Genomic DNA, 5,590 nt, shown 5'->3' on the forward strand with positions numbered 1-5,590 from the left:
CGTATCGTCTTCGGCACGTCACGCCGGAGCGAAATCGCCTTGCCGCACGTTTCGCCGACGGCGACCGTCTGCGCGGTGGCCTCGGCCATCGAGATCGCGGTGAAAATCAGCAGCGGCAGCGCAGCCAGCACGTCGAAACGCGGCATGCCGAACGGTAGCCACACCGGATGCGTGAAGAGCGGCCCGTGCCACACGTCGGCGAGCGCCGGCATCGCGCCGAGCGCCCAGCCGAGCGTCGCGCCGGCCATCAGCCCGATCAGCACTGCGAGGCGCCCGGCCGTGCCGCGGAAAGTGCCCGCGACGACGACGGTGGCGACGATCGTCGCGAGCGCGAGACCGAGCGCGCGCGGCTGCGCGAAGTCGGCCGAGCCGGACTGGCCGACGACGATCGTCGCGTAGATCCGGATCAGGTTGATCGACACCAGCAACAGCATCGCGCCGACGACGACGCGCGGAAAGAGCCGCAGGCAGCGCGTGAAGACCGGCAGCAGCACCCAGTAGAACGCGCTGGCGAGCAGCGCCGCCCCGGCCGCGGTCGGCAGGCCCGACTGCGCGGCGATGCCCGCGAACAACATCGTCGGTGCGCCGCCGGGCACCATCACGAACGGCATGCGCGCGCCGATCGGGCCGGCGCCGAGCGATTGCAGCAGCGTGCCGATGCCGCATGCGAAGAACGTCGCGCCGATCAGCTGGACCGTCAGGTCGGCCGGCAGCGCGAGCACTTTCGCGATCAGGAAGACGGCCGTGATCGGCGATGCGGCCATCGACAGCACGTGCTGCAGCCCGAACAGCGCGAGCTGCCACGCGGGCAGCCGGGCATCGACGGGCGGGGAAATCGGATCGTGCGACACGGCAGGCCCCTCGGAAACGAACGGCGACGATGGCCGGAAACCGGCGATGAACGGACGCTCAGGTCCGTAGCCAGGGCAACTGGGCGGCGCTGTAGCGGAACGTCTGGAATACGCTGTTCAACTGGCCGGGACCGGTCTTGCGCGCCGCTTCGTCCGGGTATTCGGCGAACCACGGGATCACGTATTCCCAGACGACCTCGCCGGCCGGCGTCACTTCGAACAACCGGCCCGTCGACGATTCGGTGATGTGCGTGTTGCCGTTCGGCAAGCGCTGCGCGTTGCCCATGAACGGCGTGTAGAACAGGTTCACGACGTCGTCCGTATACGACCACACGACGCGCTGCGTCGCCGGATCGATTTCCACGACGCGCGAGAACACGACGTGCGCACCGTGACGGAAATTGCCGTTGTCGAACGCGAGGATGTGGCCGTTCGGGAGCGGCACCGGCGCATGCTGGTGCGACACGACGTCGGGCCCGATGTGCAGGTCGACGCGGCCGGTGGCGCGGTTCACGCCGATGATCCCCGACGTCGTGCGCAGGCTCATCAGCACGCGGCCGTTCGCATCGACCGCGAGACCGTTGACGAGGGGCCAGTGATAGCGGCCGAAGCCTGCCGCGATCGGAAAATCCTCCGGTCGCAGATGCTCGCGCGCATGCCATTCCCAGACGATCTGGCCGGCACGGTTCACTTCGCGGATCACGTCCGCATACATCACCTCGTCGTCGCCGTGCGCGGTGCCGCCCGGCACGCGCCGCGCGAACGCCGCGTTGACCGGTTCGCACGCGGCGTACAGCAGGTTGCCGTTCGGCAGCCACTGCGCGTCGTGGTGATGCGCGGGGTCCTCGTAGCGCCACACCGTTTCGCCCTGCGGCGTGACCTCGTAGAAGTCGCCGCCATGCCACATCGACCACGGCGCGTAGCGCGATTCGGAACGCGGATGATTGCCGTTGTAGCCGAGGTTGCCGTTCGCGAGGATGACCGCGTGGCGCCCGGGACGCACGGGCATCTTCCACTGGTGGACGACCTCGCCGTCGATGCCGACGAGATAGACGTTGCCGTCGGCCGTTTGCGGCGCGATGAGCGTATAGCCGCCCGCGGACAGCACGGGATCGTGGGCGATGAGGCCGACGCCGCGGCGCCGCTGGGTAATCTGGTCGACGGTCGTCACTGCGGTCTCCATTCGAATCGGATACGGGGATGCAGCGGAATCTAGACGATTCGTCCGGTCAGTAAAATCGGATTATTCTTGACGCCCTGTTCGGAAAAATCTAACGGCCCCTTCATGCGTTCGATATCGCAGACATTCCGCTGTTTCGACGAGGTCGCGCGACGCGGCTCGATTCGCAAGGCGGCCGACGCGCTGCACTTGACCGCCGCCGCGGTGCACCAGCAGATCCGCAATCTCGAGGAGCAGGTCGGCGTGCCGCTGTTCGACCGGCTGCCGCGCGGCATGCAGTTGACGCTCGCCGGCGAGATCGTGATCGCGGCCGTGCGGCGCGGCCAGCGCGATTTCGACAACGCGCTGACGCAGGTCGAGGACCTGCGCGCGCTGCGGCGCGGTCACGTGAATCTCGCCGTACCGGCATCGACGGCGGAAAAGCTCGTGCCCGACGCGATCCTCGCCGCGATGCAGCGCTATCCCGGCGTCACGTACAGCGTGCGCTCGGGAAACGGCGAGAGCATCGTGCGCTGGGTCGAGACGGGCGAGGTGGACATCGGTTACGCGTTGCGCCGGCGCACCGCGCCCGGCGTCGTCGAGGTGCGCGCGTTCGCGCAGCCGCTGGGTGTCGTCACGGCGCCCGGCCATCCGCTGGCGTCGACGGGCGGCAAGGTGCGGATGCGCGACTGCTTCGCGCATCCGCTGATCCTGATGACGCCCGACACGGAGCTGCGCGCGATGTTCGACCAGATCGATGCGCGGCAGCCGCGCAGCGTGCGGCCGCTGGTCGAAACCGGGTCAGTGTCGATGGTGCGGCGTCTCGCGGCCGAAGGCGCCGGCGTCGGTTTCCTGATCGCGGAAAACGTCGCGGACGACGTGGCCGCCGGCCGGCTCGCGTGGACGCCGCTGGCCGACGCGGGTGCGCGCTCGTTCAGTTGCATCTACCAGCGGGCGGACATGAGCGCGACGGTCGCGATGGCGATGTTTCTCGAGCTCTTTTCCGAGGCGATCGACGCGATGGAGCACGGTTTCGCACGCGGCGGAGCGGCGAGCGGCACGCGTCGCCGGGCGAAAAAGGTAACGACGTGACGATGCGAGCCGCATGGGCGTCTCGGGATACGCTGCAATGCAGCAGGCAAACCCCCATGCCGGTCCGGTGACGTCGCGCACCGGGCGTCCGCCGGCATGACGTCATTTCCTTATTGCGGGAAAAATTTTGTTCATGGGACTATCGAACGCGTTGCCCGTGCACCGAGGGGGTTGCAGGCAACGGGATGTCCATCGCAACGATCGACAAGAACATCGGCAGACAATGAACAGAACAGCGATTTTTCCGTATGCGTCCGCGTTGCTCGCGGCTGCCCTGTTGACCGCCTGCGGCGGCGACGTCGAAAACGAGGCGGCCCGCACGACCGCACCGTCCACCGATGCGAGCTGCCTCGCGGTCGACAACAGTGGCGCGACGGTCGTGGTGGGCTCGAATCAGCCGGGCGACCCGTCGCTGCCGGAAGCGTCGTCGGGCTATCGCACCGGGATGAAGCCCGTCTATGCGAAAACGTACCTGGTGGCCACGTCGAACGCGTACGCGAGCGCAGCCGGTTGCGCGGTGCTGAAGAAGGGCGGCACGGCCGCCGACGCGGCGGTCGCCGTGCAGGCCGTGCTCGGTCTGACCGTCCCCGAGGCGACGGGTCTCGGGTCGGGCGGCGTGCTGCTCTACTACGATGCGCGCGGCAAGACGGTGCAGGCATACGACGGCCGCGAAACCGCGCCGGCCGCCGCCACCGAGAACTACCTGCGCTACGTCGACGACGCCACCGATCATTCGGCGCCGCTGCCGAACGCGCGTGCGAGCGGCCGCTCGATCGGCACGATCGGCGTGCCGCGGCTCATCGAGGCGCTGCAACAGGATCACGGCCGCCTGCCGTGGCAGAGCCTGTTCGGCGACGCGATCACGCTGGCGACCAACGGTTTCCCGATCGGCGGCCGGCTGGCCGACGCGATCGCGGCGAACGCCGCGAACCTGAAGCGCGACCCCGAAGCCGCCGCGTATTTCCTGAACGCCGACGGGTCGCCGAAGACGCTCGGCACCGTACTGAAGAATCCCGCCTACGCGCGCACGCTGTCGCTGATGGCGCAGTCGGGCGCGAACGCGCTGTACACCGGGCAGATCGCGCAGGACATCGTCGCGAAGATCGCGGCGACCAAGGGCGCGGACGGCTCGACGCTCACGCCGGGCAAGACGACCGTCGCCGATCTCGCCGCGTATCAGGCGAAGCGCCGCGAACCGGTGTGCACGACCTATCGCAGCTACTGGGTGTGCGGGATGCCGCCGCCGTCGTCGGGCGGTATCGCGGTCGCGTCGGTGCTCGGCATTCTCGAGAACTTCGACCTGAAGTCGCTGAAGCCGACGGCGATCGATCTCGAAGGCGGCAAGCCGACCGTCGCGGGCGTTCACCTCGTCACCGAGGCCGAACGGCTCGCGTATGCGGACCGCGACAAGTACGTGGCCGATACCGACTTCGTGCCGCTGCCGGGCGGCACGTGGGACACGTTGCTGAACAAGCCGTACCTGAAATCGCGCGCGGCTTTGATCGACACGACCAAGAGCATGGGCACCGCGCAGCCCGGCAATCTCGGCGCGGTGCCGCTCGGCGTCGACACGACGCTGATCGAGCACGGCACGAACCAGTTCACGATCGTGGACGGCGACGGCAACGTGCTGAGCGCGACGACGACGGTCGAGTCGAGCATGGGCTCGTTCCACATGACCAACGGCTTCCTGCTGAACAACCAGCTGACCGACTTCTCCGCGAACCCGCTCGACACGTCCGGCAATCCGGTGGCCAACCGCCTGCAGCCGGGCAAGCGGCCGCGCAGCTCGATGGCGCCGACGATCGTGTTCGGGCAGGCCGCCGACGGTTCGCGCGGCGACTTCGTGATGGCGACCGGCTCGCCGGGCGGCGGCACGATTCCGCAATACGTGGTCAAGACGCTGGTCGGCGCGCTCGACTGGGGGCTCGACGCGCAGCAGTCGGCGGGCCTCGTCGACTTCGGCGCGAGCAACAGCCCGACCACCACGATCGGCGGCGAGCATCCGAACGTCAACGCGGCGAACAACGGCGCGAACGATCCGCTGATCACCGGGCTGCTCGCGCTCGGGCACAAGGTGTCGACGTCCGCGCAGGCGAGCGGCGTCAACACGGTGATGCGCGTGACGGTCGGCCAGTCGCCGGCGTTGCAGGGCGGCACCGATCCGCGTCGCGAGGGCGTCGTGCTCGGCGATACGTTCCGACCGTAACCAGGCAGCATGCGCACGGCTCCGGTCGCTTGTCGGCGGCGGGGGGCCGTGCATCATGACGAGGCCGCATCGACGGCCGAGCAAGCCTTATCCCTTCGGAATGCAAACAAAGACGACCGATTTCCCCGATACACGACGATCGGACGAATCGTCGGCGTGAAGCCGTCTGCCGTACCAGCTCACGGTTCATGCATGCCCGTTGTCAAATACGGCGTTCACCCCGCCGCAAGCCCCCGATTGTCAAACAGTGTGAGTCAATCGTCAGCATTTGCAACGTCG

At 68.2% G+C, this 5,590-nt stretch carries 4 protein-coding genes; 2 read left to right on the top strand and 2 right to left on the bottom strand.

The window, feature by feature from the left end:
* Positions 1-851: solute carrier family 23 protein (locus tag JMF90_RS21795; RefSeq protein WP_201325419.1), on the bottom strand; the 851-nt coding region annotated here is incomplete at its 3' end.
* A 58-nt stretch (positions 852-909) separates the two neighbouring features.
* Entirely contained in the window at positions 910-2,034 is a 1,125-nt protein-coding gene (locus tag JMF90_RS21800) for an aryl-sulfate sulfotransferase (RefSeq protein WP_200161853.1), read from the bottom strand.
* Positions 2,035-2,136: 102 nt separating this feature from the next.
* Between JMF90_RS21800 and JMF90_RS21805 the strand changes: the two genes are divergently transcribed.
* Complete coding sequence (locus JMF90_RS21805) at positions 2,137-3,102, top strand: LysR family transcriptional regulator (RefSeq protein ID WP_201317197.1); 966 nt, start codon at positions 2,137-2,139, stop codon at positions 3,100-3,102.
* Between the two features lie 223 nt (positions 3,103-3,325).
* Entirely contained in the window at positions 3,326-5,311 is a 1,986-nt protein-coding gene (locus JMF90_RS21810; RefSeq protein WP_201317196.1) for a gamma-glutamyltransferase family protein, read from the top strand.
* The last annotated feature ends 279 nt before the right edge of the window (positions 5,312-5,590 follow it).

It is taken from the genome of Burkholderia sp. E168m23, assembly GCF_016586125.1.
GTDB lineage: Bacteria > Pseudomonadota > Gammaproteobacteria > Burkholderiales > Burkholderiaceae > Burkholderia > Burkholderia orbicola.